The sequence below is a fragment of the Desertimonas flava genome (assembly GCF_003426815.1).
GTDB classification, from domain to species: domain Bacteria; phylum Actinomycetota; class Acidimicrobiia; order Acidimicrobiales; family Ilumatobacteraceae; genus Desertimonas; species Desertimonas flava.
In genome coordinates, this window is sequence record NZ_QKYK01000013.1 from 114,239 (window position 1) to 139,407 (window position 25,169).

General features: G+C 70.6%; 23 protein-coding genes, 1 pseudogene and 1 riboswitch. Of the genes and pseudogenes, 12 read left to right on the top strand and 12 right to left on the bottom strand.

The window, feature by feature from the left end:
- The first annotated feature begins 120 nt into the window (after window positions 1-120).
- The gene (locus tag DN771_RS16155; RefSeq protein ID WP_116998569.1) at window positions 121-906 is read left to right on the top strand and encodes an SOS response-associated peptidase; all 786 of its coding nucleotides are present in this window, start codon (window positions 121-123) and stop codon (window positions 904-906) included.
- A 25-nt stretch (window positions 907-931) separates the two neighbouring features.
- On the opposite strand, the gene DN771_RS16160 is transcribed toward DN771_RS16155, so the two are convergent.
- Entirely contained in the window at window positions 932-1,903 is a 972-nt protein-coding gene (locus DN771_RS16160; protein ID WP_116998570.1) for a winged helix-turn-helix transcriptional regulator, read from the bottom strand.
- Between the two features lie 105 nt (window positions 1,904-2,008).
- A complete protein-coding gene (locus DN771_RS16165) occupies window positions 2,009-2,431 on the bottom strand; it encodes an HIT family protein (RefSeq protein ID WP_116998571.1) in 423 nt (140 codons plus the stop codon).
- A gap of 141 nt (window positions 2,432-2,572) precedes the next feature.
- Between DN771_RS16165 and DN771_RS16170 the strand changes: the two genes are divergently transcribed.
- From DN771_RS16170 to gcvT, 7 genes and pseudogenes are all read left to right on the top strand, one after another.
- Entirely contained in the window at window positions 2,573-3,121 is a 549-nt protein-coding gene (locus DN771_RS16170; protein ID WP_162942020.1) for a CDP-alcohol phosphatidyltransferase family protein, read from the top strand.
- A 90-nt stretch (window positions 3,122-3,211) separates the two neighbouring features.
- Window positions 3,212-3,592: a glycine cleavage system protein GcvH gene (gene gcvH / locus DN771_RS16175; RefSeq protein ID WP_116998573.1), complete on the top strand. Its 381-nt coding sequence runs from the start codon at window positions 3,212-3,214 to the stop codon at window positions 3,590-3,592.
- Between the two features lie 7 nt (window positions 3,593-3,599).
- Window positions 3,600-4,085, top strand: coding sequence for an FHA domain-containing protein (locus DN771_RS30695; RefSeq protein WP_116998574.1), 486 nt, complete (start codon window positions 3,600-3,602; stop codon window positions 4,083-4,085).
- Window positions 4,078-4,315 (top strand): annotated as a pseudogene (locus DN771_RS30895) (MerR family transcriptional regulator); the annotation flags it as partial. The gene DN771_RS30695 and the pseudogene DN771_RS30895, both read left to right, overlap by 8 nt.
- Before the next feature lie 772 nt (window positions 4,316-5,087).
- Window positions 5,088-5,576, top strand: a complete 489-nt coding sequence (locus DN771_RS16190; protein ID WP_116998576.1) for a bifunctional nuclease family protein — start codon at window positions 5,088-5,090, stop codon at window positions 5,574-5,576.
- 163 nt (window positions 5,577-5,739) lie between these two features.
- Window positions 5,740-6,243, top strand: a complete 504-nt coding sequence (locus DN771_RS16195; protein WP_116998577.1) for a MerR family transcriptional regulator — start codon at window positions 5,740-5,742, stop codon at window positions 6,241-6,243.
- The gene (gcvT, locus tag DN771_RS16200) at window positions 6,240-7,307 is read left to right on the top strand and encodes a glycine cleavage system aminomethyltransferase GcvT (protein ID WP_116998578.1); all 1,068 of its coding nucleotides are present in this window, start codon (window positions 6,240-6,242) and stop codon (window positions 7,305-7,307) included. Before DN771_RS16195 ends, gcvT begins: the two co-directional genes overlap by 4 nt.
- A 35-nt stretch (window positions 7,308-7,342) precedes the next feature.
- Here the strand turns inward: gcvT and DN771_RS29585 are convergent, their stop codons facing one another.
- On the bottom strand, window positions 7,343-7,957 hold the full coding sequence (locus tag DN771_RS29585) for a hypothetical protein (protein ID WP_162942021.1): 615 nt from the start codon (window positions 7,955-7,957) through the stop codon (window positions 7,343-7,345).
- Window positions 7,958-7,983: 26 nt separating this feature from the next.
- Window positions 7,984-10,827 carry an aminomethyl-transferring glycine dehydrogenase gene (gene gcvP / locus DN771_RS16210; protein WP_116998580.1) on the bottom strand — a complete coding sequence of 948 codons (2,844 nt, stop codon included), beginning with the start codon at window positions 10,825-10,827 and terminating at the stop codon, window positions 7,984-7,986.
- A 156-nt stretch (window positions 10,828-10,983) separates the two neighbouring features.
- Window positions 10,984-11,068, bottom strand: a riboswitch (glycine riboswitch).
- A 138-nt stretch (window positions 11,069-11,206) separates the two neighbouring features.
- Between gcvP and DN771_RS16215 the strand changes: the two genes are divergently transcribed.
- Window positions 11,207-11,962 carry a hypothetical protein gene (locus tag DN771_RS16215; RefSeq protein ID WP_116998581.1) on the top strand — a complete coding sequence of 252 codons (756 nt, stop codon included), beginning with the start codon at window positions 11,207-11,209 and terminating at the stop codon, window positions 11,960-11,962.
- On the opposite strand, the gene DN771_RS16220 is transcribed toward DN771_RS16215, so the two are convergent.
- Both DN771_RS16220 and DN771_RS16225 read right to left on the bottom strand, forming a co-directional pair.
- Window positions 11,955-13,202 (bottom strand): pyridoxal phosphate-dependent decarboxylase family protein, encoded by a 1,248-nt coding sequence (locus DN771_RS16220; RefSeq protein WP_116998582.1) that lies wholly within the window; start codon window positions 13,200-13,202, stop codon window positions 11,955-11,957. The genes DN771_RS16215 and DN771_RS16220 overlap by 8 nt on opposite strands.
- A 34-nt stretch (window positions 13,203-13,236) precedes the next feature.
- A complete protein-coding gene (locus DN771_RS16225; RefSeq protein ID WP_162942022.1) occupies window positions 13,237-15,042 on the bottom strand; it encodes a peptidoglycan-binding protein in 1,806 nt (601 codons plus the stop codon).
- 1,418 nt (window positions 15,043-16,460) lie between these two features.
- On the opposite strand from DN771_RS16225, the gene DN771_RS16230 reads away from it, so the two are divergent.
- On the top strand, window positions 16,461-17,381 hold the full coding sequence (locus DN771_RS16230) for a type IV toxin-antitoxin system AbiEi family antitoxin domain-containing protein (RefSeq protein WP_116998584.1): 921 nt from the start codon (window positions 16,461-16,463) through the stop codon (window positions 17,379-17,381).
- Window positions 17,382-17,774: 393 nt separating this feature from the next.
- Here DN771_RS16230 and DN771_RS16235 read toward each other — a convergent pair whose 3' ends face one another.
- Complete coding sequence (locus tag DN771_RS16235; protein ID WP_116998585.1) at window positions 17,775-19,928, bottom strand: acyl-CoA dehydrogenase family protein; 2,154 nt, start codon at window positions 19,926-19,928, stop codon at window positions 17,775-17,777.
- Between the two features lie 48 nt (window positions 19,929-19,976).
- A complete protein-coding gene (locus tag DN771_RS16240) occupies window positions 19,977-20,384 on the bottom strand; it encodes a hypothetical protein (protein WP_162942023.1) in 408 nt (135 codons plus the stop codon).
- Window positions 20,385-20,607: 223 nt separating this feature from the next.
- Between DN771_RS16240 and DN771_RS16245 the strand changes: the two genes are divergently transcribed.
- Window positions 20,608-21,618 (top strand): DMT family transporter, encoded by a 1,011-nt coding sequence (locus DN771_RS16245; protein WP_162942024.1) that lies wholly within the window; start codon window positions 20,608-20,610, stop codon window positions 21,616-21,618.
- Here DN771_RS16245 and DN771_RS16250 read toward each other — a convergent pair.
- Entirely contained in the window at window positions 21,600-22,442 is an 843-nt protein-coding gene (locus tag DN771_RS16250; RefSeq protein WP_116998617.1) for a serine hydrolase, read from the bottom strand. The two genes, DN771_RS16245 and DN771_RS16250, sit on opposite strands and share 19 nt — an antisense overlap.
- Window positions 22,439-23,290 (bottom strand): MurR/RpiR family transcriptional regulator, encoded by an 852-nt coding sequence (locus DN771_RS16255; RefSeq protein ID WP_162942025.1) that lies wholly within the window; start codon window positions 23,288-23,290, stop codon window positions 22,439-22,441. Before DN771_RS16255 ends, DN771_RS16250 begins: the two co-directional genes overlap by 4 nt.
- Before the next feature lie 172 nt (window positions 23,291-23,462).
- Between DN771_RS16255 and DN771_RS16260 the strand changes: the two genes are divergently transcribed.
- Window positions 23,463-23,786 (top strand): WhiB family transcriptional regulator, encoded by a 324-nt coding sequence (locus DN771_RS16260; protein WP_227462378.1) that lies wholly within the window; start codon window positions 23,463-23,465, stop codon window positions 23,784-23,786.
- Here DN771_RS16260 and DN771_RS16265 read toward each other — a convergent pair.
- Window positions 23,783-24,613 (bottom strand): 50S ribosomal protein L11 methyltransferase, encoded by an 831-nt coding sequence (locus tag DN771_RS16265; protein ID WP_116998590.1) that lies wholly within the window; start codon window positions 24,611-24,613, stop codon window positions 23,783-23,785. The two genes, DN771_RS16260 and DN771_RS16265, sit on opposite strands and share 4 nt — an antisense overlap.
- A gap of 1 nt (window position 24,614) precedes the next feature.
- Complete coding sequence (locus tag DN771_RS16270; RefSeq protein WP_116998591.1) at window positions 24,615-25,133, bottom strand: gamma carbonic anhydrase family protein; 519 nt, start codon at window positions 25,131-25,133, stop codon at window positions 24,615-24,617.
- Window positions 25,134-25,169 lie beyond the last annotated feature (36 nt).

Below are 25,169 nucleotides of genomic sequence, written 5' to 3' on the forward strand. Positions count from 1 at the left end.
GACCGTGTCAGTCGAAACTGGCTTGAAACTCTGCGAGCTGAAGTCCATACTCCGCCGTCAGGGCCGCCGCCGCGGGCGCAGCGGCGGCCCGTATGGGTGGGAACGGGGCATGATGGACCCATGTGTGGCCGGTTCGTCTCAGCCAGTTCCCCCGAAACCATCGCCGAGTACTTCGGTGCCGCGTTCGGCGGCGAGTCCCTCGGCGACAACTACAACGTGGCTCCCACCAACGACGTCTACGGCATCGTCGCCGATCCGGCACCGGCGGCCGCGCCCGAGGGCGCACGCGCCGATGCGGCCGCACCGACGTCGAGCACGGACGGCCGCCGGCTCGAGGTCTTCCACTGGGGGCTGATCCCGTCATGGGCCAAGGACCGCAAGATCGGCGCCAAGATGATCAATGCCCGGGCCGAGACGCTGGGCGAGAAGCCGGCGTTCAAGGGCGTGTTCCGCAAGCATCGCTGCATCATCCCGATGGACGGCTTCTACGAGTGGCAAGCCGCCACCGAGAGCTCGCCGCTCGACGCCAAGGGCAAGCCACGCAAGCAGCCGATGTTCATCCACCGCATCGACGACGAGCCACTCGCGGTCGCCGGCCTCTGGGCCCGCTGGAAGGACCCGGCGGCGGAGACCGACAGCGGTGACGACATGTGGTTGCACTCGGCCACCGTCGTCACCACGTCGGCCAACGCGACGATGCGACCGGTCCACGACCGCATGCCCGTGATCCTGCCCCGGTCGGTCTGGGACGAGTGGCTCGACCCTGACATGCACGACACGGGGCGCCTGTCGGAGCTGCTCGTGCCCGCCGCCGATGACATCTTGACGATGCATCCGGTGAGCTACGACGTCAACAACGTCCGCAACAAGGACGCCCATCTCGTCGACGCGGTGGCGGCCGCGTAGCGGTCGGGTGGACCGTCCCGCCCGATCAACTCAGACCGGCGAGCCGGGTCTCGTCGTAGTCGGGGATGCCCTCAGCGTCCACCGACGGCCGGACGATCGCCATGCCGCAGACGTCGCAGAACCAGGCCGGCTGGAGCTGATGGTCGCCGTGGTACAGGAGCATGTCCGCGCGCGGGCCGGTCTCGCTCCACTCGTTGGCCCACAGGTGGGTGAGCACCAGCGCCGGACGGAGGTCGCCGCCTTTGTCGAGCATGCGGAAGGCCCGGTGCGCGCGACCTGGAACGACGACGGGCTCGACCACTCCGAGGGCGGTCATCTCGTCGAGACGCCGCGACAACAGCGTCGGGGAGATGCCGAGATGCTTCTGGATCTCGCTGAACCGGGTGAGTCCTTTGACCAAGGCCAGCATGATCAGGCCCGACCAGCGATCGCGCAGCACGGTGAACACGCCGTCGGACGCGGTGCTGGCGAACGAGGCCAGCGACGGCCCGCCGGCGCGGCGGTAGCGGTGCGCGGTGCGCGACAGCGAGTCGAACAACGTCTGGTTGCTGACGCCGACGTCGAGTGGGCTGTCCAGACCGACCTCCTCACCACACGAGGTGCAGCCGAACCACGGAAGGATCACCTTGGCGCACTCGCGGTGCCGGACCGAGGCGAGCGTCGCCGTGGAATCGCGGATCCAGATCGCCTCCCAGCGCCACAGGCTGACGATCACCGGCCAGTAGGCGTCACCCTTGGGCGTGAGCTTGTACTCGAACCGCGGCGGACGGTCGCTGTACTGGCAAGGGGCGATCAGCCCGGCGGCCTCGAGATGGCGGAGCCGATCCGTGAGCACGGCGTGTGACACGCCCAAGCTGTCCTTGAACTGCTGATAGCGGTGCGACCCGCGAAAGATGTTCCGGAGGACGAGCAGGCTCACCCGATCAGCGAGCAACTCCATCCCCAACGACACCGGCTCCACGGCGGGCGCTGAGGGCTCGGCCTGTGCTGCGGTCATGGTCCTCACCCCTGGGCACCTGAGGGTCAGCGTGCCTAACGGATCATGACGGTATCAGCCCTCGATTGCCGACGGTACATATTTCAGAGTGACTGCCCGGGGTGCTCACTCGGCGACGGCGTCGTGCCCCGCAGCCCGCAACGCAGCGCGGATCGCGTCCGCGGCCGCTGCCAGATCGGCCCGGTCGACGCTGCTCGCCGCGTTGGCGAACGAGAGGTCCGCCATCGACCTCGTCGGGATCACGTGGACGTGGGTGTGGGGCACCTCGTAACCGGCGACGATCACGCCGATGCGCTCCACGTCGAAGGCGGCCTGTTGGGCGAGGCCGATGATCCGCGACACCTCGAAGAGGTGAGCCGCCAACTCCGGCGCTGCATCCAGCCAATGGTCGATCTCGGCGACGGGGACCACGAGGACGTGGCCGCGGGCGATCGGGTTGATCGACATGAACGCGACGGCGCGGTCGTCGCGCCAGACGAAGGTCCCGGGAAGTTCGCCGTCGATGATGCGGGTGAAGATGGTCGGCACGGTGCCCAGCCTGCCCGATCGCGCTGTCGTGACGCCACCGGACGACGGTCGCCGAGAGCACCAGGTTCCACCGGACATACTGAGAGCATCGACACCCCAGCCGTCCAGCCGTCCGACGCGGGTGCGGCACCCGTCTCCGGGTTGCTCACCGTCCCGAACCTCTTCACCCTGGCGCGCCTGCTGTGCCTGCCGGTGTTCCTCTACCTCCTCTTCGGCCGGGACAACCGGGCAGGAGCGGCGTGGCTGCTCGGCGGCCTCGGCGCCACCGACTGGGTGGACGGCTATCTGGCCCGCCGCCTCGGGCAGGTCAGCGAGTTCGGCAAGATCTTCGATCCCACCGTCGATCGCCTCCTGTTCATCGTCGGGACTCTGGCGATCATCATCGACGGCGCGGCACCGATCTGGTTCTGCGTGCTGGTGGTGGCGCGGGAGGTGTTGGTGGGGGCGATGATGGCGATCGCCACGCTCGTGTTCAAGATGCCCCGCTTCGACGTGACGTACTGGGGCAAGCTGGCCACGTTTCTGCTGATGTTCGCCGTGCCGGGATTCATGCTCGGCGCGAGCGACTTCCCGGGCAACACCGGCTTCCAGATCGCCTCGTGGATCCTCGGGATCCCCGGTCTGGCGCTGTCCTGGTACACCGCCGTCGCCTACGTCCCCAAGGTGCGGGCGGCGGTCGCCGGTGCCTGACCCGGTCCGTCACGGTTCGGTCGCCTCGCCCGGCGATCGGCTGGCCCGATCATCCGGCAAGCGCGCCCAATTTCGATACGGTTGGGCCTCATGAACGTTCCCGACCAGTTGCGCTTCTCGTCCGACCACGAGTGGATCAGCACGGACGGATCGAAGGTACGCATCGGGATCACCGACTACGCGCAAGATGCCCTCGGTGACGTCGTCTTCGTGCAGCCGCCGACCGTCGGTGACGTCGTGAAGGCCGGCGACACGCTGGGCGAGGTCGAGAGCACCAAGTCGGTGTCGGACATCTACGCGCCGGTGTCGGGCACGGTGGTCGCCGTCAACGACAGTCTCGGCGAGACCCCGCAGCTGCTCAACGAAGATCCGTACGGCGAAGGGTGGATCTGCGAGATCGAGGTGTCCGACGCGTCCCAGATCGAGGGGCTGCTCGACGCAGCGGCCTACACGACCCTGATCGAGGGCTAGCGACAACATGGCCTACGTCTTCTGCAACAGCTGCGGGCACCGCAATCCGCCCGAGAGCGCCTTCTGCTCGAGCTGCGGCAACCCCCTCGACTCGCTCGACGATCGCACGGTCACGATCGCCGCGGTCGATCCGTTGCAGGACGCCGCCGGCGGGCACGACGATGTCGTCGTACCCGTCGGGTCGCTGCCGAAGGACTCGGCGGTGCTCATCGTGCGGTCGGGGCCCCAGGCGGGGGAGCGGTTCGTCCTCGACGACCGCGTCACCCACCTCGGCCGACACCCCGACTCCGAGATCATGCTCGACGACATCACGGTGTCGCGCCGTCATGTCGCCATCGAGCGCACGCCGCAGGGGTACGTCGTCAGCGACGAGGGCTCGCTGAACGGCACCTACATCAACCAGGAGCGGGTCGACCGGGCAGTGCTCCGGCACGGCGACGAGCTGCAGATCGGCAAGTTCAGGCTCGTCCTGTTCGAGCGGGCCGATGGCTGAACCCACCGTCGCTCACCTGTCGATCGGCGAGGTCCTCGGGCTGCTCCTCGAGGAGTTCCCCGACGTCACGATCTCGAAGATCCGCTTCCTCGAGAGTCAAGGGCTGATCGAGCCCGAGCGGACCCCGTCGGGCTACCGGAAGTTCTACGACGCCGACGTCGAGCTGCTGCGCATCATCCTGCGCGAGCAGCGCGAGCACTTCCTCCCGCTGCGTGTCATCAAGGACCGCATCGACTCGGGTGAGATCGAGCCCCCGTCGGAGGTCGTGGCGAAGCATCCGGCCGCGGGCGGCCGGATCGCGGCCGGTACCTCGGCCCCGTCGCGATCGGCCTCGCACCCGGTCACGTCGCGCCCGACGGAACCGGCGTCGCGGCCTCGAGCCGACCAGCAAGCCGCGCCGTCACCCCGGCCCTCTGCTCCAACGGCTCGGCCACCGGCCCCGGCCACTCCGGTCTCGCGGGGTTCGTCGTCGGCGACGATGGACCTGTCGCCCACGCCGGCCGACATGCCCCGCCCGGCGGCGGCCACCCAGCCGGCTGCGCCGCGCCAGCAGTCACCCCGGCTGTTGCCCGGCGTGCTGGTGAACCGCGACGAGTTGTGTTCGATGGCATCGGTCACGCCGGCCCAGCTGCATCAGCTCGAGGAGTACGGCGTCGTCAGCCGCCGCAAGGGGTCCGGTGATCTGTACGGCGAGGACGCCGTCGAGATCACCGCCGCCGCGGGCAGCCTGCTCCGTGCCGGCATCGACGCCCGCCACCTGCGGGCGTGGCGCACGTCGGTCGAGCGCGAGGTGGGACTCTTCGAGCAGCTCGTCGTGCCGTTGTTGCGCCAGCGGAATCCCGAGGCCCGGGTGCAGGCGTCGGCGCAGCTCGAAGAGCTCGGAGCGCTGGCGGCGAAACTGCGCGCCGCGCTCACTCGCGCCGCCACGCGCAATTCGCTCAACCTCTGATGTCGGCGGCCGCGCGTCGGCTCCCGGTGCCGTCCGACTTGTAGACTGACCGCGTGGTTCCCTTGGAGCTCGTCGGAGTCCGGGTCGAAGTCCCGGCCAACACCCCGATGCTGCTCCTGCGCGAGGCGACGGGCCGCCATCGTCTGATGCCGATCTACATCGGGACACCCGAGGCGACGGCCATCCACTACGCCCTCGAGGGTGTCGAGTCGCCCCGGCCGCTCACCCACGACCTGTTCGTCCAGACCCTCGCCGAGCTCGGCGTGGCTCTCGAGCGGGTCGTCGTCACGGAGATGCGTGACCACACGTACTACGCAGAACTCCACCTCCGGCGCCCCGACAGCGGCCTCACCGTCATGTCGAGCCGCACGTCCGACGCCATCGCCTTGGCCGTTCGTTGTGACGCGCCGATGATGGCCAACGAGGAGCTCCTCGACCTCGTCGGACAGGAGCCTCCGGCCGAGCCCGAGGAGGAGGCCGAGGAGATCATCGACGAGTTCCGCGAGTTCATCGATCAGGTGAACCCGGACGACTTCGCCTGACCGGCCGAGCGTCGGCAACCCGACGTGCCCGAACCCGACGCCGAGCTCGCCGGCTCCGGCGCTTGACGTCCTCAGAGCGACCTTCTAACCTTGAGCGGTCACAATGACGTAACTACGCCGGTGTTGGGTCGGCAGCGTCAGCGTGGGAGGAGAGGAGGAGGCCATGGCCTCGAGCCCGGAGCAGACCGGCTTCAGCGGCAGCCAGACCGCCAAGATCGTCGGCATCACCTATCGGCAGCTCGACTACTGGGCTCGTACCGACCTCATCCGCCCGTCGCTCGCCGAGGCGTCCGGCAGTGGGAGCCGGCGTCAGTACTCGTACCACGACCTGCTCGAGCTGCGGATGATCAAGACCCTGCTCGACGCCGGCCTCAAGCTGGAGTCGGTCCGCGAGGTGTTCAGCAACCTGCGTGACAACGTCGGCGACGACATCGCCTCGGCCAACATCGTCATCAGCGGCAAGACGTCGGTGGTCCTCCAGAACAACGACGAGCTGATCGAGCTGATGAGCCGCCGCGGCCAGGGCGTCTTGAACATCCTGCCCCTCGCCGGTGTGAAGGCCGACGTCGACGCCGGGATCGGCTCGTTGCCGGTCGACGCTGCCGCCCCTGCTCCGGTGCCCGCTGCCGGACCCGACGCCGCGCGCCCCCTGCACCGCGCCGTATGACCCTCGAGCGTTCGCCGCTCGACGCCGTCCACCGCTCGCTCGGGGCCCGCATGGTCCCGTTCGGGGGTTGGGACATGCCGCTCGAGTACCCCGGCGGCACCATCGCCGAGCACCGCGCATGCCGCGCCGACAGCGTGGTCTTCGACGTCTCACACCTCGGCTCGGTCCGCGTCAGCGGACCTGATGCCTACGACAGGCTGCAGGACGTGCTCACCAACGATCTCGGCAAGATCGGTCCCGGCCGCGCCCAGTACACCCACCTGCTCGACGAGGCCGATGCCTCGGTGCTCGACGACATCATCGTCTGGTGGCATCCCGAGGCGGGCGGCGACCAGGCCACGTTCGACGTGATGCCGAACGCCTCGAACACCGACCGGGTGGTCGCCGCCATCGGCGGTGAGGAGACCACCCACCAACGGGCGGTGCTCGCCGTGCAGGGTCCGCACGCCGCCGAACGCCTCGCCACGGTGTGGCCCGAGGCCGCGGCCGTCGGTCGCTTCCGCGTCATCCACGCCTCCTGGGAGGGAGCCGACTGCACCGTCGCCGGCACCGGGTACACGGGAGAGCGAGGGCTCGAGATCGCCGTACCGGTCGCCGCGGCCGAGTCGCTGTGGGCTGCCATCACCGGTGCCGGCATCGTTCCCGCCGGCCTCGGCGCCCGCGACACGTTGCGTCTCGAGGCGGCGCTGCCGCTCCACGGCCACGAGCTCGGCGAGGGCATCACGCCGCTGCAGGCGGGTCTCGGCTGGGTGGTCGCCTGGGGCAAGGGATCGTTCCGCGGCCGTGACGCCCTGGCGGCCGAACGTGATCGCGGCATCGCCCGCCATCTCGTCGGCATCGCCACCGAAGGCCGTCGCCCGCCTCGTTCCGGCTGTGCGGTGCTCGTCGGCGACGAGGAAGTGGGCGTCGTGACGTCGGGCAACTTCTCGCCCGTGCTCGGGCACGGCATCGCCTTGGCCTTCGCGCCGCCGACGGTGACCGAAGGTTCGTCGGTGACGATCGACGTGCGCGGCACGCGCCTCGCGGGCGTGGTCGTGCCCACCCCGTTCGTCAGCAGCTCCTGACCCGGAGAGCGCTCCGGGCACCCCTCGGGCCGAGGTCAACCCCGAGTCGTCGTCGTGGGCTTGGCGGCGGCCTTCTTGGCCGCGGGCTTCTTAGTCGCAGGATTCCTGGCAGCGGGCTTCTTGGCCGCCGGCTTCTTCGCCGGTTCGGCTGGCGGCGGGGGAGGGGCGGCCGGAGCCGGCCGGCTCATCCCCGGGAGCTTGAGGCCGAACATGCCGCCGGCCGTCTCGGCGAGCTGGGACAGCGGACCGAGACGGTGGACGAGATCGTTGATCGCGTCGAGGAACGAGCCGAGGTCGGTGGGCAACGCGGCGAGCACCGGCGAGTTCAGGGTCTCGGCGAGCCGGACGAGGCCGGGGATCACCTCGTCGAGCGGTCCGGAGAGCCGGGTGGCGAGGTCGTCGGCGGTCTTCAGGGTGCGTGTCACCTGAGGCATCAGGGCCCGCACCGGTTCCTCGAACTCGTTCAGCAGGCGGTTGACGCGCGCTGCCGTCTCGTTGAGCGACTCCATCGTCGTGTTGAAGTTCTCGAGTCCCCGCATCAGCTCATCGCTGCCCTTGCGGAGCTGCTCGAACGAGCGCACGACGGCGGCGATCGGCCCGGCGACGAGCGAGATGAGATCCGAGATCGGGTCGGTGCGCGGGTCAGCCATGGCCTGTGACGCTACATCCCGCGGTCTCACCGAAGGGTTGCGAGCGCCTCCAGGCTGTCGCAGGTGCAGATGAGGTTGCGGTCGCCGGACGCACCGTCGATGCGTGAGACCGGCGCGAAGTACTTGTCGGCGCGCAGCGACGGGAGCGGGTAGGCCGCCTCGGAGCGGCGGTAGGGCCGCGTCCACTCGTCGGCGAGCAGATCCTCGGCGGTGTGCGGGGCGTGACGCAGCGGGCTGTCGGCCACGGCCCAGTCGCCGTCGAGCACGCGGTCGATCTCGCCGCGGATGGCGATCATGGCGTCGCAGAAGCGATCGAGCTCGGCCAGTGGCTCGCTCTCGGTCGGCTCGATCATCAGCGTGCCGGCCACCGGGAAGCTCATCGTGGGGGCGTGGAAGCCGTAGTCGATCAGTCGCTTGGCGACGTCGTCCACGGTGACGCCCGACGCCTTGGTGATCGCCCGGAGATCGATGATGCACTCGTGTCCGACGCGCCCCTTGGCCCCGGTGTACAGCACCGGGAAGTGGTCGGCGAGACGGGCGGCGACGTAGTTCGCCGACAGGATGGCCGCCGCCGTGGCGTCGCGGAGTCCCTGCGGTCCCATCAGGGCGATGTACGCCCACGGGATGTTGAGGATGCCGGCCGAGCCGAAGCGGGCGGCGCTGACGGGTCCGACGGGCTGGTCGTCGCCGCCGAGAGGGTCGCCCGGCAGGAACGGCGCGAGGTGCGCCCGCACGCCGATCGGACCGACGCCGGGGCCACCTCCGCCGTGGGGGATGCAGAACGTCTTGTGCAGGTTGAGGTGGCTGACATCGGCGCCGAAGCGCCCGGGGCGGGCCAGGCCGACGAGCGCGTTGAGGTTGGCGCCGTCGATGTAGACCTGCCCGCCGGCGTCGTGGACACGCGCGCAGATCTCGGTGATCTGCTCCTCGAACACGCCGTGGGTCGACGGGTAGGTGATCATCACGGCGGCCACGCAGTCGCCCGACGCGGCGAGCTTGGCGTCGAGGTCGTCGACGTCCACGTTGCCGTCGGGATCGGTGGCCACCACGACGACGTCGAAGCCGGCCATCACCGCACTCGCGGCGTTGGTGCCGTGAGCGCTCGACGGGATGAGGCAGACGGTCCGCTGTTCGTCGCCGCGTGAGCGGTGGTAGGCGCGGATGGCGAGCAGTCCGGCGAACTCGCCCTGACTGCCGGCGTTGGGCTGCACGCTCACGGCGTCGTAGCCGGTGATCTCGGCGAGCCACGCCTCGAGCTCGGCGATCAGCCGCCGGGTACCGACGGACTCGTCGTCGGGCGCGAACGGGTGGAGATCGGCGAACTCGGGCCACGTGATCGACATCATCTCGGTCGTGGCGTTGAGCTTCATCGTGCACGAGCCGAGGGGGATCATCGTGCGATCGAGGGCCAGGTCGCGATCGGCGAGGCGGCGGAGGTAGCGGAGCATCTCGTGCTCGGTGTGCAGCCGGTGGAACACCGACTGGGTGAGGAACTCGCTCGTGCGCTTCATACCGTCGGGCAACCAGTCCGGTCGCAGGTCGGCGGGGGAGGGGTCGACCGCGGCGCTGAGGCCGAACGCAGCGAGCACGTCGGCCCGCACGTCGGGTGTCGCCTCACCCCAGCTGATGCCGACGGACGTGTCGTCGACCCGGCGTAGGTCGATGCCTCGGTCCCGTGCGGCAGCCACCACGGCGTCGGCGTCGACGCCGTCGACGGTGATCGTGTCGAACGCCGCGTCGTGGCGAAGCGTCAAGCCCGCAGCGGCGAGTCGTCCGGCGAGGTCGTTGACGGCACCGGCCGCCCGGGTGGCGATCGCCCGCAGGCCGGCCGGGCCGTGCCACGCGGCGTAGAGGCCGGCCATGTTGGCCAGCAGCACCTGAGCGGTGCAGATGTTGGACGTCGCCTTCTCGCGGCGGATGTGCTGCTCCCGGGTCTGCAGCGCGAGACGCAACGCCGGCCGTCCCTCGGTGTCGACGCTGACGCCGACGAGGCGGCCGGGCAGCGCGCGAGCCGCCGCTGTGTGGGCGCTGAGGAACGCCGCGTGGGGGCCGCCGAAACCGAGCGGCACGCCGAAGCGCTGAGCCGACCCGATGGCGATGTCGGCGCCGAGCTCGCCCGGGGGAGTGATCAGCGTGCAGGCCAGCAGGTCGGTGGCCACGACGGCGAGGCCACCGAGCTGGTGGACGGTCTCGATGGCTTGGCGCCAGTCGACGACGGCACCGGTGGACGTCGGCAGGCTGAACAGGGCGCCGAAGCAACCGCCGGCCTCGGGGGAGAGCTCGTCGAGGCCGCCGACGACGAGGTCGATGCCGACCGGCTCGGCCCGCGTCCCGAGTACGGCGATCGTCTGCGGGTGCGTGTCGTGGTGCACGACGAAGCGCGCCGAAGGCGACTTGGACAGCCGCCGCGCCATCGTCATCGCCTCGGCCGCCGCTGTGGCCTCGTCGAGGAGCGAGGCGTTGGCGACCTCGAGGCCGGTGAGCTCCGAGACGACGGTCTGGAAGTTGAGCAGGGCTTCGAGACGGCCCTGGCTGATCTCGGGCTGATACGGCGTGTAGGCGGTGTACCAGGCCGGATTCTCGAGGACGTTGCGCTGGATCACCGGGGGCGTGTGGGTGGTGGCATAGCCCATGCCGATCAGGCTCGTGCGGGGTCGGTTCTCGGCGGCCATCGCACGGAGTGCGGCGACCACCTCGGCCTCGGACCGGGCCGCCGGCAGGGCGAGGCTGTCGTCGCTGCGGATGGCCGACGGCAGCGTCTCGTCCAGGAGCGCCTCCACCGAGTCGACTCCGAGCCGGGCCAGCATCGCCTGCTGGGCGGCACGGTCGGGACCGATGTGGCGGGCGGCGAACTCGTCGGGGTGATTCATGTCGTCTCCGTACCGTTGCAGGCGTGCGCGTCTCGTCGAGCGCCCCCGCTGTCATCGGTACCTGAGAGCTTCCATCGCCCCAACGTCCTCGGTGGGTCGACTTTCCCCTTCGGCGATCTCGCCCGGCGGACCGGCCGATCTGCTTTCCAGCGTTGCCTCACCCGCTCGGTCCCGGGGCCTGAGAGTTTCCGGGGCGGTTGCTCCTTCGGCGCTGGCGGACCAGCTCTCCCGAGCGGCTTCGTCGGCAACCCCTAGGCTACCCGCCCCGTGACGACGACGGGGGAACCAACGCCCGGGCCGTCACGTCGGACGCTGCGCCGGTCTTCCCGGCGCCCCTCGAGGGACGGTCCCTCGAGGACAGCACGATGAGTGAGGAACTGTGGGTAACGAAGGTCTCGGCGGGCTCGCCAAGCGCTGGCTGACGTCGAAGGTGAAGGAGCTGACGACGGCGGACCGCCGCGTCCGGGAGGCGGCCGAGTACGAGGCCGAGGAGTCGGGCCGGCAGTTCCGCAACGAGGCGGCCGGCGAGGCGCTGATGACGGCCATTCCCGGGCTTCGTCGTCTGCGGGACCGTCAGGTCGAGCACGCCGAGCGCGCCGAGGCCGAGCGCGAGCGGCGCGTCGCCGAGGAGTTGGCGGCGCGGCCGGTCGCCGGTCTGCGGTTGCGGGTGAGCGGTGCGGTGTCGGGGGAGTGGTCGGGGCCGATCCCGGCGTCCGTGGTGGTCGATCCGGATGGCTCGGCCGGCGACGGCGACCCGTACGCCGGCCAGGATGCGCTGCTGGTCGATCTCCGGCTCCCGGCCGGGGCCGACGAGCGCATCGGTGGACAGCGGTTCGCGGGGTGGACCTTCGTCGTGCCCGGCTTCAGCGGCGACGGGGTCTACGACCTCGCCGAGTCAGGACTGGCCCGGCGCGCGGCCGACTGCGAGCCGGAGTACATCGACTGGGAACTGTCGATCGGCGGTGACGGCGAAGGGTTCTACTTCCAGCCCGACGCCGGGCCGACGACCGTCCACGTGTCCACCGCGCCCGACGGGACCAGGACGCTCGTGGTGACGATGTCGCTCCTCGGAGCGGCGGGGGAGTTACGGGCGTCAGCCGAGCTCGTCGTGGCGGGCACCGCCGGCGTCAGCTGATCGTCGCGTAGGCGCCCGACGCGCCCGATCGGCCACCGGCCTCGTCGACGCTGTCGGCGAGGGCGGTGGCGAACTCGGCGATCGTGCCGTCGTGGATCGCGTTGACGGTGCAATGGAGCGACCGGGGCGGGCCCTGCCGATCGACGAACCAACCGCGTGTCCGCAGGGCGTCGGCCACGGCGAACACGTCGAGCTGATCGGGATCGGCTGCCGCGAACGACAACAAGCATCCGTCGGGCCGGGCGAGCAGGACAACGCGGGGCTCGGCGTCGATGACCGCGGCCAGTTCGAGTGTCGCCGCCCGGGCCCGCCGGGTGAGCTCGAGATAGCCGTCGTCGCCGATGTGGTTGAGCACGGCCCAGGCGGCGGCGATGGGACCGCCCGAGCGGGTGCCGAGCACGGCGGGGGAGCCGTAGCGCCCTCCGAGCCAGTTGTCGGTGAGGAACGTCTGATCCGAGCGCCGTTGCTTGTCGCGGTGGACGATCACCGACGCCCCCTTGGCCGTGTAGGCGAACTTGTGCAGGTCGACCGACACCGACGTGACCCCGTCCACCTCGAACGCCCACGGCGCGACCTCCTCGCCCAGCCGGGGGAGATAGGCGAGCGTGACGCCGCCGATGCAGGCATCGACGTGGCAGTTGATGTCGCCTTCGGCGGCGATCGCCGCGATCGCCGCGACGGGATCGATGACGCCCTGTGGGTACTGAGGCGCCGAGGCCACGATCAGCGCGGTGTCGACATCGACGGCCGCGGCGATCGCGTCGGGGTCCGCCCGCCAGTCGGCGCCCACCTCGACGCGACGGCTCTCGAGCCCGAAGTAGTGGCAGCCCTTCTCGAACGCCGCGTGGGCCGACGTGGGCAGCACGACGTTGGGCCGGGCACCTGAACCACGTTCGAGGCGCCGATGCCGCTCGCGTGCCGCCTTGACCGCCATCAGCAGGCTCTCGGTCCCGCCCGACGTCATGAACCCGGCCGACCCGTCGGGTGCACCGAGCCAGTCGCTGACGACGCCGACCACATCGGACTGCATCCGGCGCAGGCTCGGGAAGGCGTCCGTGTTGAGCGCGTTGGCCATGGCGAACCGCCGGGCCGCCTCGTCGGCCACGCGCTCGACGTCGGGTCCCGCCGAGTAGACGAGCGAGAAACAGCGACCGGCCGCCCAGTCGACGTCGTCGCCGCCGAGCTGATCGAGCTCGGCGAGGACGTCGTCGGCGGGACGGCCGGAACGGGGGAGCGGCATGCCGCCCGACGCTATTGGATCGGGCGTGGCGTGATCAGCCGCAGGCGCCGTACTGCTTGAGGTACGGGTACGGGTTGACCGCCGATCCCCCGCCGGGGTGCACCTCGAAGTGGAGGTGGGGGATGCCGGCGTTGCCGGTGCTGCCGACGTAGCCGATGACCTGACCCGCCGACACGGGCACGCCGACGCCGATCCCGTCGGCGAACGCCGACAGGTGGGCGTAGAAGAAGTACGTGCCGTCAGCGGTCGTGATCTTGAGGGCGTTGCCGGACAGCGAGCCGGGGCGATCGTTGTACACGTACGTGATGCGACCGGAGGCGACGGCGCGAAGGGGAGTCCCCTCGGCGGCGCCGATGTCGGTGCCGAGGTGCACTCGACCGGCACCACGAGCGGCCTGCCACGTGTCGCCGTAGAAGCACGAACCGCCCACGGGACGAGCATGCAGTGCGACCGCCGGGGCCTGCGGAGCTGGTGTCGAGTTCATCGGGGACAGGCCGAGGGCGTTGGCCGTGGCCTGATCCACCTTGCCGGTCGCCGGCAGACCCTTGGCCTGCTGGAACTTGATGACCGCGCCGAGAGTGCCCGATCCGAACACACCGTCGGCGCCGCCCGGCACCGTGATGCCGGCGTTGATCAGCGCTTGCTGGAGCGCCGTGACCCGCGCACCACGCTCGTCGTACACGGCGAACCCGGCGGCGGTGGAACCGCCGCCGCTCGGGGCCGACACGCCACTGGCGCCGCCCAGACCCATCAGACGGGCGGTGGCCGAGTCGACGATGCCGCTCTGGTTCAGACCGTTGACCCGTTGGTAGGCGACGAGAGCGTTGTGGGTGGCCTGGCCGAAGATGCCGTCGGCGCCGCCGCGCAGCGTCATGCCGGTGTCCATCAGCGCCTGCTGCACCTTGCGCACGCCGTCGCCCGTGGAGCCGAGCCGGAGCCCGACGATGCCACCCGACGGCGCCGGGGCGTTGCCGCCGCCGGCGGCCGCAGCCTGCACGAGGGCGGCATCGGTCGCGGCGTCCACCTGACCGGTGACCGGCAGGCCCTTGGCCTGCTGGAACGTGCGAACAGCGCGCTGCGTGGCCAGCCCGAAGATTCCGTCGGCGCCACCGTTGACGGTGATGCCGGACTGCATCAGCAGCTGCTGGATTCGCTTGACGCCCTCGCCCCGCGACCCGTACTGGAGAACCGACCCTGCCGGAGCGGGGGTCTCGGGGGAAGAGGCATTCCCCACGCCGAGCACGCTCGCAGTGCGCTCGTCGACCACCCCCGTCTCCGACAGGCCGTTGACACGCTGAACCATCTTCACCGCATGCTCGGTGGACGGTCCGAACGTGCCGTCTGCGCCGCCGCTCAGGTACAACCCGAGTCCGAGGAGCTTGGTCTGAAGCTGGCGGACTGCTTCTCCCGTGCTCCCGCGGCGAAGACCGACAACTGACGTGGACGACGAGGCCGGGGGATTGTTCGACACCCCGGCATTCGACCCCGCGCCCGCCGTCACGCCACCCGAGAGGCCGAGGTACTTGGCCGTGTTCTCGGTGACGACCCCGGTGGGATTGAGGCCGTTCTGTTCCTGGAAGTGCCGCAGCACTCGCGTCGTCGACGGCCCGAACACCCCGTTGGCACCCTCGCGGATCACGTAGCCGAAGCTGATGAGCTTCTCCTGGACGGCGCGGACGCCGTCGCCGCTCGAGCCCTCACGAAGGCCGACGACCGACGTCGCCTCGAACGGCGCCGGCTGGTACATCGGAGACGCGGCCGGCGCCGCGGCGGCCAGCGTGGGGCCGGCGAGACCGAAGCCGGCGGCGGCGACCAGGGACACCCCGGTCCGGGTGAGCATGCGAGAACGAGTCTTACGAATCGTCATTTCAATCGTGCCTCTCAATCGAACGGACAGATTCCTTTCGACCGACTGGCGCGTTCTCACCAACGCCGGGTGACCCGCCGGGTCGGGCACGCGATCCCATCAGGCCTCACAACCTGGGGTGACGCCGAAGATGTCCTGATCACGAGGCCATATTGTCTCTCGTGCATATCTGACATAACGTGAATTATGGGCGGCGCCGGCGGGTGGAGGGGGCTCGCTGCGCTCGCCGGGAGCACCGCCGGCTTCGCCCATAATTCCGCCCCTGAAAGCTCCACCGCAGGCTCGACGCTTCATCTCGGATCGCCGGAATCCGTCGGCCGGACGTCCATCGGCCGGACGTCCGTGGCATGGCTCGGGTTTGCGCCTTCGAGGGACTGCGGAGCCCGATCTGGGGACGCCTGCGTGGCTCCCTGGGCACGGACGCGTGCGCTGATGACGATGGGCGGGCCGGATCGCCGGGACCTGGGCTCCAGGGGTTCTTTCGTCATGACGCAAATGCTCCGGGAGCGTCGGGACGGGGCGACCTCCAGGGCATCACCGGGGTGGACGCGCGAGGGGCCGGCGGGCTCCGGATGTCGAGTGGTGCGTCCGCGTCTCGAGGTGGTCACTTCGGTTGGCGCGTCGCGGCCTCCACGCCGTTCGGTCGCGGCGTGCGCGCCGCGCTCGGTGAGTTCTCGCGTCGCGCTCTCGGGTGCTGGCCGCTCGGCTGTCGGAGTCGTCGTCGACGCGGACCGGGACCGCGCTGGGGCCCTCCCCTGGGGGCTTGTCACCGAGGACTTTCGTCATGACGGTAATCGGGGGTGGGTCGTCGGCGCGGGCGATTCGTCCAACCCGCCGCGGTTCACGATGGCCTCTCCACGCGGTTGCTTGGTCCGCGGGTGCCGACCAGGCCGCGTGCTCGCGGCGCCTCGTGGCCGAGGGCACCTCGACGACGTCCTCGTCGAGTTCGTCGACCCTCCCCTGGCTCCGGTCCCCTGCTGCGGCACCGCTTTCGTCATGACGAAACTTAGGCATCTGGAGGTACACCCCTCGTCCACGGCACCGCCTCGCCGGTTTCCGCTGGCCCCGGCGGGCGTCGTCGCCGGCTCCGGTGGGTCGCCGCTGTTGCCATGAATGATGCTGACGTGTCTCGGGATTGATCCGCGACTCCGACCCACCTCTCCTGGCACGGCTCGTCGCCGCGTCCGGCCCGTCGATCGTCGGCTTCGTCCGAGGTGGGCGACGAGGAGTGCTCGAGCCGCAACGCTCGACACAGACCTCGCCCGGTCGGCGCACTCCCCGGCCCCGACGACGTCAAGCGCACGCGGTTTCGTCATGACGAAAGCTGCGATGGCCAGGGCGCTCCCGACAGAGCGGGAAACCCTGTCACAGGGCGTCGTCATGATCGGGGCATGCGAGACGTCGATCGGAGACTTGCCGGGCTCGCCGTTCGGCAGCACGAGGTGTTCAGCCGGAAGCAGGCGCGCGACCGCGGCCTCTCCGCAAGCGCGCTGTCGAGGCGCATCGCGACCGGACAGATCGTCGCGCGCGGGCGGCAGGCGCTGCACTTCCCAGGGGTGAAGCTCACGTATCGCGGGCGCTTGCAGGCCGGCCTGTTCGACGCCGGGCCCGACGCCATGATCGGCGGCCGGGCCGCGGCCAGCCTCTACCGACTCGACGGGTTCCGCGAGGGGCCGCTGGAGTTCGTGACGCTGCATGATCGGCGGCGGCGAACACCGCATGTTCTGCATTCGGTCGACGCCTTCGGCCCGTCAGACTGCTGGAGTGTCGCCGGGATGAGGTGCACCTCACCCACGCTCACGGTCATCCACCTCTTCGCGTGGGGCAGCGACGACGAGGCCACCAACGCGCTCGACAGTGCCTGCCGCATGCGTCTCACGTCTGTCCCCGATCTGCGGCAGCGCCTCGACGAGATGGGTCGCGCCGGCCGTGCTGGGGTTGCCCGGTTCGAGAGCACAGTGCGATCCGCCGTCGTCGACAGCTGGTTGGAACGCCGGTTCCTCAGGCTCCTGCGGTCGGCTGGGCTTCCGATCCCTGCGGTGCAGCAGCGGTGGAAACTCGCGGGGGTCGGTGTGGTCCGCGTCGACTTCGAGTTTCCGCTCTGGGGAGTGGTCATCGAGGTCGGTGGGCGGCTGGGGTACCAGTCGAACCCCGACCGCACTCACAAGGAGCGCCGCCGTAACGCGCTGCAGCTCGACGGGAAGACCGTCTACTTCTTCACGCACCACGACGTCGTCAACGACCCGAGCTACGCCGTCGGCACCGTCGCCGCGGCCCTGGGCATGACGATCCCGACACAGCGCACCGGCTGAGCGAACCGACAGCAAGGCGTGTGCCGCTGATTGCGGGAACCGCAACCCCCAGCACACACCTCGATCCGATGACGTCGGGACGCGCGGCACGCGAGCAGCGGGTCATCGAGGTCGGCGGGCGGCTCGGATACCAGTCAAACCCCGACCCGCACTCACAAGGAGCGCCGCCGTAACGCGCTGCAGCTCGACGGGAAGACCGTCTACTTCTTCACGCACCACGACGTCGTCAACGACCCGGGCTACGTCGTCGCCACCGTCGCCGCGGCCCTGGGCATGACGATCCCGACGCAGCGCACCGGCTGAGCCGAACCGACAGCGAGGTGTGTGTCGGTGATTGCGGGAACCGCAACCCCGAGCACACACCTCGATCCCACGGAGAACCGGGGCCGATGGCTACTTCAGCAGCGGGTCGCGTGGGAGGCCGGCGATGCGCTCGCCGATCTGGTTGCGCTTGATCTCGCTGGTGCCGCCGGCGATGGACAGCCCGCGGTGTGACAGGACGATCGCGTTGCTGATGGCGCCGGGCCCGTCCATGAACAGCGCATCGGGGCCGTTGAGCTCGGTGAAGATCGCCGCCGCCTCGTGGAGGATCTCCGACAGCACGAGCTTCGTCATCGCGCCCTCGGGCCCCGGGCCGTCGCCGGCGACGGCGCGGTTGGCCGAGCGGAGGTTGAGCAGTGCGATGCCCTGATGGTGGGCGAGGTGACGGCCGAGACGAGCCGCTCCCCCTTCGAGGCGCTCGGGATGGGCGTCGAACGCAGACACCGCCGCGTGGGCGGTCTGGCCGTACCGGGACGTGCCGCCGCCGATGCTGACGCTTTCGTTGCCGAGCGTGGCCCGGGCGACCGTCCAGCCGCCGTCGACGGGCCCGATCACGTCGTCGTCGGGAACGAACACGTCGTCGAAGAAGACCTCGTTGAAGTCGGCGTTGCCGCTCGGCTGCCGCAGCGGACGGACCTCCACGCCCTTGGCGTGCATGTCGATCACCATCATCGTGATGCCCTCGTGCTTGGGCACCTCGGGATTGGTGCGCACGGTGGCGAAGCCGAAGCTCGACAGGTGGGCGCCACTCGTCCACACCTTCTGGCCGTTCACCAGCCAGCCGCCCTCCACCCGGGTGGCCTTCGTCTTGATGCCGGCGGCGTCGGAGCCGGCGTCGGGCTCGCTGAACAGCTGGCACCAGATCACCTCTTGGCGCAGGGCCGGGCCGACGAACCGCTCCACCTGGTCGGGCGTGGCGTGCTGGATGATCGTGAGGATGTTCCAGGCCGTGATGCCGTACTCGGGACGCTTGACCCCGGCCTTCTCGAACTCCTCCTCGATGACGAGCTGCTCCACGGCACCGGCCTGGCGTCCGTGGGGCTTGGGCCACGACGGCATCACGTAACCCGTCTCGATCAGCTTCTCGAGCCGGGCCTTGTCGTCGAGACCCTCGAGGGACGCGGCGAACGCCCGCACCTCCGCGCGGATCGCCTCGGCTTCGGGCGGCAGCTCGATCGCCTTGGCCCGCACCACGCCGTTGCGGGACAGGTCGGTGAGGTCGGACGCCGCGGCCGATCCGTCGAGCAGGAGAAGCAAGGCGGTCGCCCGGCGCATGTAGAGGTGCGCGTCGTGCTCCCACGTCATGCCGATGCCGCCGTGCACCTGCGTGTTGAGGTTGGCGCAGAGATCGGCGGCGGGCGCGGCGAGCGTGGCCGCCACGGCGGCGGCGAACGACAGCTGGTCGCCGCCGGTCGAGGCGGCACGGGCGGCGTCCCAGACGGCGCCGGTGGCGAGCTCGGAGGCCACGACCATGTTGGCGACGTGATGCTTCACGCCTTGGTACATGCCGATCGGGCGGCCGAACTGGAGGCGCTCGCGGGCGTAGGCGGCGGCCAGCTCGGTGGTCTCGGCAGCCACGCCGACGGCCTCGGCCGACAGGATCACGCGGGCGAGATCGACGAGGAGCCGGCGCGCACCGGGCAGCACCGTGACCGGCGCACCGTCGAGCGTGACGCGGGCCGCCCGGCGCGACGGGTCGAGGTTGGGCGGTGTCGTGACCGTGACGCCGTCGCCCACACGGACCACGGCGACGTCGTCACCCGCGGGGACGAGCAGCAGCGTGGCGAGCCCGCCGCCGACGACGGCGCCGGCATCCCCGCTCGCTGCTCCCCCGTTCACCGTGACGTCGCCGCTGAGGGCCACGGCGCCGACCGTCGAGCCGTCGGCCAGCCCGGGGAGGAACTCCTTCTTGGCGGCGTCGTCGCCGCCCGCAGCGATGACGGCGCTGGCGATCACCGACGGGACGAACGGGCCAGGGGCGACTGCGCGACCGAGCTCCTCGACCACCACCACGAGCTCCTCGAGCCGGTACCCCGATCCGCCGTGCTCCTCAGGCACGTGGAGACCGAGCCAGCCGAGATTGCCGAGCTCACCCCACCACTCCGGCAAGGCCTCATCGGGAGCCTCCAGCAGGGCGCGATTCCCGGCGCGCAACGACCGGGCGGTGGCGAAATCGCGAACGGTGGACGCGAGCGCGCGGTGGTCGTCGGTGATCGCAATCGGCATGGTTCGTTCCCCTGACGTGAAGACGAGTAAGCGCCAATCATGCGCCACTCACCCGGCTGGTGGCGAGCCGGGCGACTCGGCGGGCGACGCCGATGGCGACGGCGATGGCGACGCCGCGGCGGGAAGTTCGCGGTTGCGCAGCGGTCGTGCGGCGTCGAGCACCCAATCGAGGATGCGGCGCAGCTCGGCCGCCGCCGGTTTGGCCCCGGCGGCCTCCAGGTCGGCCTCGGCGTCGTCGACCGCGCACGCCAGCACGTACAGATCGTCGTGGAGCTCGTCGAGCGCCGACCGAGCCATCACCAGCTCCCCCTCGCTCAGCTCGAGCTCGTTGGCGCGCTGCCTCGCTACCCAGTCCCACTGGCGGCACGGCTGCGAGCAGTACAGACGCGGTCGCCCGCGACCGCGCTGCTCCGGGAGCGCTCGACGGCACCAGCGGCAGCGCTTGACTTCCGTCATGACGAAACGGTAGATCGGCCGCGGCCGGCGATCGCGGACCATCACGTACACTCGGCTCGTCGATATGTAGGCGCCTAGGGTTCCGCCGCCACACATGCCAGTGGTGGGTCTGGTCCGAGCGGCGCAGACGGCCCCACATATTCGGGCCTGCATCTGTCGGGACAAAAGCCTGGGGGGAGACGTCGGCACCGCAACCCGTCGCGTGCCGCTCCCGGAGGTTCCCATGTCCCGACCCGTCCCCACCATCCCACCGTCGTTCACTGCGTCCGGTCACGTGCGGCTGCGCCTGCTCGCCGTGCTGGTCACCGTGCTGTGGTCGAGCTCGTGGGTGCTCATCCGCAAGCTCCTGGACGACGGCGACCGCATCCCTCCGCTCACGTTCGCCGGGCTCCGGTACGGGCTCGCTGCCGTCGCCCTCGGCGCGTGGATCGCCCTTCGCGGTCCCGTCCGGGCACCGGCGCCACTGCGGTCGCTCGGCGCGGGCGGCCTGGCTGCCATCGCCGGACTCGGGGTGGTGCAGTTCGCCATCACCCAGGGCGCCCAGTTCGTCGCCATCGACAACCAACCGGCGGCGACGACCAACCTGCTCCTCGCCGCCACTCCCCTGCTCGTGGCGGCGGCCGGAACGATCATCGGTGAGCCGATGACACGGCGGCAGTTGATCGCCGGCGCGGCGATCATCGCCGGCTCGCTGATCTACTTCACCGGCGACCTCGGTTTCACGGCGATCGGGCTCGCCGCCGCGCTGATCGGTCTCGGCGCCAACGCCGCCTCGGCGCTGTACGGACGCGCCGTCAATCGGTCCACGCACCTGGATGCGTGGCGGCTCACGGCCACCACGATGTCGGTCGGCGCCGCCGTGCTCGTCGTCGCCGGCCTGATGATCGACGGCGTGCCGCGCGTGAGCCTGACGGCCGCCGCCGTGGTCGCGTGGCTCGCCGTGGTAAACACCGCGCTGGCGTTCACATGGTGGAACATCTGCCTGCGCCGGCTCGGCGCCGCCGAGATGGCGGCGATCAACACGTTGATGTCGGTGCAGATCCCCGTCCTCGCCTGGATCTTCCTCGACGAGGCGATCGGCGTCTCAGAGGCCGTGGGCATCACCATCGTGGCGGGCGCGGTGGCCTCCGTGGCGATGCGCCGTGGCCGCGAGGCCGACGCCGTGACTGAGCGGCAGGCGTCGCGCACACCGGTGACATCGCCGTCTGGGTCGGGTCACCAGCCGGTGAGGTGAGCGCGGATGCCGAGTCCGACGGTCCGCATCGCGTCGAGCACCGCCGCGCGGCTGTGCATGTCCTCCCGGCCCCACCGGGCGATGACGGCGTAGGCGACGCGCCGGTCCCCCAGCCTCACCACTCCGACGTCGGCCCGGGTGCCCTCGTCGGTGCCCGTCTTGTTGAACATCGACATCCCCGTTGCCCGGTCGGTGCCGCCGTGAGCGAGCGGATCGAACGCCAGCGCCGACGCCACCATCGACAGATCGGTGTTGGTCGCCAGCCAGCCCCGGACGCGGGCGGACACCTCGCTCGAGACGAGACCGCCCCGATCGAGTCGTTCGGCAACGCGCGACAGCTCGGCTGCCGTCCCGTGCGAGAGCGTCGCCGCATGCACGCCAGGGCGTCGGTCGTCACGGACGCCAGGGCGTCGGTCGTCACGGACGACGTCGTTCAGTGCGCTGTCGGTGATCCCCAGCGCAGTCGTCCGCTCCTGCACCGTCGACAGGCCGATCCGGCGGAGGAGCACGTTGGTGGCCAGATTGTCGGACACCGCCCCGACGAGCCGGGCGAGGTCGTCGACGGCGAGGCGCTGGACCACGAGGTGTTGGAGCAGGCCGGAGTCGGCGACCATGTCGTCGCTCGTCGGCTCCAGCCGCTCGTCGGGATCGAGGGCGCCGCGCTCGATGAGATCGGCCACGGCGATCAGGGCGAAGATCTTGCCGACGCTCGCCGTGGGGAGCACCTGCGTGGCGTCGACCTCGTCGAGCGTTCCGGTGGTGAAGTCAGTGACCCGCGCGCTCCAGACGGCGTGACCGCACGAGCGCAGCGGGTCGAGGATCACCCGTCGGTCAACGAGCCGCCGGCAGCCCACGCCGCGTCGACGCGGGCCAAGCGACTCTCGGCCGAGTCCCGGATGCGCTCGGCCACCGACGCGGTGATCAGTTCGAGCAGGGCGAGCGTGCCGACCTGGCTCTCGAACGGCGACATCGACTGGGCGGCGAGCGTGAACGAGTAGTGCGCGGCCATCGCCAGCGGCGACAGCGGGCCGTCGCTGAGGGCGACGACCGTGTGGCCGAGCTCGCGCGCCACGGCGACCCCGTCGAGAAGCCAGCGCTCGTAGCGCCGCAGGTCGAGGACCAGCAGCGTCGACTGCGGGGCGCTGACCGCCAGCTGGCGCCGGACCGCCACGTCGGTGCCCCACACCGGATCGACGTCGGCCCGCAAGCCGGTCAGGTCGTGGACGAACTGCAGGGCGACGCCGCGCTCGGCGTCTCCTGCCAGCACCAGGACCGGCCGGTCGAGGTCGGCGAGCAGCTCGACCGTCTTGTCGAGGGTGGCGCGATCGACGGCGGCCAGGGTGGCCTGCACGTTGGACAGCACCACCGCCGCGTGCCGCTCGAGCGGTTGGTGCCCGTCGAGCTCGCGGATCCGCTCGACGGCGGGCCGGAGCTGACGGCTGAGGTCACGTTGCACCGACGACTGCAGTGCGCTGAAGCCGTCGAAGCCGAGCTTGGCGGCCAGGCGGACCACGGTGGCTGCGCCGGCCTTGGCCTGGGCGGCGAGATCGGCCACCGTGCCGAAGGCGACCAGCTGAGGCAGCTCGAGGATGACCTGGGCGACGCGCCGCTCGGCCGTGGTGAGCTGCGGACCGGCAGCGCCAATGCGGTCCGTGACCTCCATGTCGGCCATCGCGGCGATCGTAGTGCGCTGCGACCGACCGGGAGGACTGTCGATCCTCGCCCTGGCGTGACCAGTGCCACGCCATGATCGTCCAGGAATAATTGACCTAACTGATTGGGACGATTTAAGGTCCTTCCCACGCAACGAGAACACGGTGCCACCATCTCCCACGGATGAGGGCGTGTTCGCTGAAGGGGGGCTCTTCATGACGTCGATGGACATTCCGGTACGCCAGGCCACGACCGAGACCTGGATGCGCGAGGCCGCGTGCAAAGGCCTCAGCCATCTGTTCTTCCCGGCTCCGGCCGAGCGGCCGCAGGCCAGGGAACGCCGCGAGGCGATGGCCAAGATGGTCTGCGAGGAGTGCGCCGTCCAGTCGACGTGTCAGGACTTCGCCCGCCGCAACCACGAGTACGGCTTCTGGGGTGGCGAGAGCGAGGACGAGCGTCACGCCGCCGGCTTCCGCCTGATCGCGCCCATCGGCGTTCGCGCCAAGTCCGCCTAGCCGGGGCGGCCGAGCTCGACGGCGGCCCAACCGTCGAGCACCTCGACCCGTCGCACGCTCATCGGGGAGAGCGCGGCGACGACGTGATCGAACCGGCCGTCGAGCACGCCCGAGATCACCAGCAGGCCGCCGGGGGCCGTGACTCGCCGCAGATCGTCGGCGAGATCGACCAGCACCGGCGCGAGGACGTTGGCGAGGACCACGTCGAACATTCCCTCCACGTCCGTCAGCGGCGTCGCCGACGCGGCGATCCGCCCTCCGGCGCCGTTGCGTGCCGCGTTCGCCACCGTGGCCTCGACGGCGCCGGCGTGGATGTCGATCGCCTGCACGTCGTCCACGCCGGCGAGCGCCGCGGCGATCGCCAGCACACCGCTGCCGCAGCCGACGTCGAGCAGCCGTCGTGGCGGCGTCGACGCCCCCTCGACGTGACGCAGCAGCGCCCGCAACGTGAGCTGGGTGGTCGGATGATCTCCGAGTCCGAACGCCGAGCCGGGGTCGAGGACGATGCGGGCGCCCGCCGTCTCCACCTCGTCCAGCCACGACGGCACGATCGTCAGCTGGTCGGTGACCGGGATCGGTGCGGCGTGCCGGCGCCACGTGTCGGCCACCGTCTCGTCGACGTCGACCACGCGGTGCCCCCATCCGGCGGCCAAGGTCGCGATCACCCGATCGATGGCGACCTGCTCGTCGCCGACGTGAGTCCACAGCTCGACGCAACCCGCGGTCTCCGATGGCCGCTCCTCGACGGCGGCGACTCCGGCGCCGAAGAGCACGTCGGCGGCCAGTTCGGCCTCGGCGACCGGAGCCGTGACCACGAGCGAGCGCATGTCAGTCGATGCGGCGAAGCTGCTCGCGGAAGCGCACGCTGCGGGCGACGTAGCTGGACACGGCGCCGGCGATCAGCTCCGCACGGGCCTTGCCGGGCTTGATGACCGCCGGTGAACCGACGGCGAGGGCACCCGACGGCACCTCGGTGTTGTTGAGCACCACGGTGTTGGCGGCGACGATCGCACCGGTGCGGATGACCGCCTGGTGCAGCACGATCGACCCATTGCCGATCAGGGTGCCGTCCTCGACCGTGCAGCCCTCGAGGTGGACGATGTGGCCGACGACGCAATCGTTGCCGACGATGGTCGGCAGGTGCGGCGTGGTGTGGAGCACCGAACCGTCCTGGATGCTCGTCCGGGCGCCGACACGGATCTCGCCGTCGTCGCCGCGCAGGATGGCTCCTGGCCACACCGATGACTGCGGTCCGACCATGACCGAACCGATGATCACGGCGTCGGGATGGACGTAGGCGGACTCGTCGATGTCGGGGACCTGATCCCCGAGGGCGTAGATCGGCACCGCGTGAGGGTAACGGTCCTCTCGTCCCGGGCGACG

Excerpts from the sequence above, each read along its gene's own strand:
- DN771_RS16155 (WP_116998569.1), top strand. The coding sequence starts at position 121 with ATGTGTGGCCGGTTCGTCTCAGCCAGTTCCCCCGAAACCATCGCCGAG.
- DN771_RS16160 (WP_116998570.1), bottom strand. The coding sequence starts at position 1,903 with ATGACCGCAGCACAGGCCGAGCCCTCAGCGCCCGCCGTGGAGCCGGTG.
- gcvH (WP_116998573.1), top strand. The coding sequence starts at position 3,212 with ATGAACGTTCCCGACCAGTTGCGCTTCTCGTCCGACCACGAGTGGATC.
- DN771_RS30695 (WP_116998574.1), top strand. The coding sequence starts at position 3,600 with ATGGCCTACGTCTTCTGCAACAGCTGCGGGCACCGCAATCCGCCCGAG.
- DN771_RS16195 (WP_116998577.1), top strand. The coding sequence starts at position 5,740 with ATGGCCTCGAGCCCGGAGCAGACCGGCTTCAGCGGCAGCCAGACCGCC.
- gcvT (WP_116998578.1), top strand. The coding sequence starts at position 6,240 with ATGACCCTCGAGCGTTCGCCGCTCGACGCCGTCCACCGCTCGCTCGGG.
- DN771_RS29585 (WP_162942021.1), bottom strand. The coding sequence starts at position 7,957 with ATGGCTGACCCGCGCACCGACCCGATCTCGGATCTCATCTCGCTCGTC.
- gcvP (WP_116998580.1), bottom strand. The coding sequence starts at position 10,827 with ATGAATCACCCCGACGAGTTCGCCGCCCGCCACATCGGTCCCGACCGT.
- DN771_RS16220 (WP_116998582.1), bottom strand. The coding sequence starts at position 13,202 with ATGCCGCTCCCCCGTTCCGGCCGTCCCGCCGACGACGTCCTCGCCGAG.
- DN771_RS16225 (WP_162942022.1), bottom strand. The coding sequence starts at position 15,042 with ATGCTCACCCGGACCGGGGTGTCCCTGGTCGCCGCCGCCGGCTTCGGT.
- DN771_RS16230 (WP_116998584.1), top strand. The coding sequence starts at position 16,461 with ATGCGAGACGTCGATCGGAGACTTGCCGGGCTCGCCGTTCGGCAGCAC.
- DN771_RS16235 (WP_116998585.1), bottom strand. The coding sequence starts at position 19,928 with ATGCCGATTGCGATCACCGACGACCACCGCGCGCTCGCGTCCACCGTT.
- DN771_RS16240 (WP_162942023.1), bottom strand. The coding sequence starts at position 20,384 with ATGACGGAAGTCAAGCGCTGCCGCTGGTGCCGTCGAGCGCTCCCGGAG.
- DN771_RS16245 (WP_162942024.1), top strand. The coding sequence starts at position 20,608 with ATGTCCCGACCCGTCCCCACCATCCCACCGTCGTTCACTGCGTCCGGT.
- DN771_RS16255 (WP_162942025.1), bottom strand. The coding sequence starts at position 23,290 with ATGGCCGACATGGAGGTCACGGACCGCATTGGCGCTGCCGGTCCGCAG.
- DN771_RS16265 (WP_116998590.1), bottom strand. The coding sequence starts at position 24,613 with ATGCGCTCGCTCGTGGTCACGGCTCCGGTCGCCGAGGCCGAACTGGCC.